Annotated in this window: 1 protein-coding gene, 1 tRNA gene and 1 pseudogene; all 3 read left to right on the top strand. The window is 58.8% G+C overall.

Going from position 1 to position 1,878, the window contains the following annotated elements; all coding sequences use genetic code 11:
- The first annotated feature begins 166 nt into the window (after positions 1–166).
- Positions 167–243: transfer RNA gene (locus AC1D10_RS35535), tRNA-Met, on the top strand.
- A gap of 610 nt (positions 244–853) precedes the next feature.
- Positions 854–1,112: pseudogene (locus tag AC1D10_RS35530) on the top strand (type II toxin-antitoxin system ParD family antitoxin).
- 174 nt (positions 1,113–1,286) lie between these two features.
- Positions 1,287–1,424, top strand: coding sequence for a hypothetical protein (locus AC1D10_RS35525; protein WP_477279976.1), 138 nt, complete (start codon positions 1,287–1,289; stop codon positions 1,422–1,424).
- Positions 1,425–1,878: the final 454 nt, after the last annotated feature.

Here is a 1,878-nt window from a genome sequence, read left to right as displayed (position 1 = left end):
CTCACATCCAGTATCGAAAACGATACCGGATGGAGAGGAAATCTTCTCCTTACGAACAGGCCCGCCAACGGGAACACGGGCCGCGAAAGCGGCCCTTTCATTTGGTGAGACTTCTACCTATCTGTAAGCCATCCTATTGTAGGCTTGGGCTTACATCCAAAGGTGACGCGGGGTGGAGCAGCCCGGTAGCTCGTCAGGCTCATAACCTGAAGGTCACAGGTTCAAATCCTGTCCCCGCAACCAAATCTGAAAACAGCCCGGCCAAGCCCGGGCTGTTTTTGTATCCGCCTGACCCTCGCCACAGATTCGATGGCCCGTTAGCGCCAAGCCGGCGGCCGCTCGCATTTGTACGCCTCTCGCGAATCAATCCCAAGACCCCAGGAGCCTTGATCCCGGAAGCGGTTCCTGGCGAGCATGCAGTTCGCGACCTGCACGGCCATCGGATGGTACGGAAATGGAAGTAGTACCCCATCCCGCGCTCGTCACCTGGCGCGTCGGCGATGGCGATGTTGGACGAGGTTGCCTCGTTCTGCAGGTCATTGACTGAAGGCGCCGGCTAAAGCCCAGTCCTGTAGCCAAATACGAAACGACTTAGCCGGTTGGCTTTGCGCCGATCGTCTCATGCACAGCTGCTGGGAAGAATGACGCCCGCGGCATCGATTTGCGCGTCGATCCTCGATCGCGCCGGCGTGATCATGGCTGAGGCGACATTTCGATCGTGCCGAATCAGCGACGGACGATTCTCCCGGGGCCGGATGGCGGCAGAGATGAAGCATTGGCGAATCAGCCAAGATTGCCAATAGATGATATCTATTGCCATTCGCATTGGCCGAACTCCTGATCTCAGCAGCAGATTGCCCATGCCAAATTGCGCTTTGAAAGCTTCACCAGGCAGCAGCTCGAATCAGGCCGCTACAACAACGCCAACGAAGTTGTCCGCGCGGTTTGCGCATGCTCGAGGAGTTCGAGGAGAGCGGGAGAAATGGCTGCGCGGGGACATCCCAGCGCGCCTTGCTGAGCTCCGGCGGGATCCTGCGAAGGTCATCCCGGCCGATACGGTCTCTTCCCGACTGGAGGCGCGCCATCGCGCGAAACAAGCGAAAGCCGAGTAGGGGATGGAGTATCGAATTGTCTTCCCCCCAGAGTGGAAGCTGAGCTGGAGCAGCTCGATGACGACAAGCCGAACGTGCGTCGCCGACAATTGCCTGGAATTTCGTTGTGGGTAATCGCGACCATTGTCTCGGACTGTCGACTTTTCCACAGCGGGCACTGAGCGGGTTGAGATCATGCCTGGGCTGCGGATTGTTGGTTACCGGCGTGCCGTCAGCATTGCATTCGCCGTTGAGAGCGAGCGCGTGCTGATTTTGGGTATCCTTCACGCTGGCCGCAACATCACGCCGGAATTGCTTGAAGAACGGCCCTGAGCGCGGCTCGGGCGGGCGCGGCGGTCGGCGCCCGCCAAGCGCCACAGTTGATTTTCGGGCCGACGGCACACGTTCGGCGCCAACGTGATGGCGTGCGCCATGGGAATGACCTGCACCGGAACGCCGCTCACAATCGGGCCAAGCCAACTCACCAATTCGGGCCTCGGAGAGATCTCCACGAGAAATCGAAAAAAGGTGATCTTCGCTGTTGACACTTCTGCTCGGCGGCGACTATATACGCCTCACCAACGAGGGCGGCTCGCCGCTGGCGACGAAGAAGTTTGCTTCTAAGCCTGCCCTTTGAGAAATTCAAGAGAGCCGCGTAAGCGACACTCGGACGGCCCCGGAGCCAAAAGCGAAACGGGCCACGACACTGCGTCTGCGGTGTCTGTTCTTTGAAAATTGAATATTGAAGAAAGAGAAACGTGGGCGGCAGAGTCCTGCTGGAACCTCT

This window comes from Mesorhizobium sp. P2_A8, from assembly GCF_056404935.1.
This window is presented reverse-complemented; position numbering and strand designations above follow the sequence as displayed.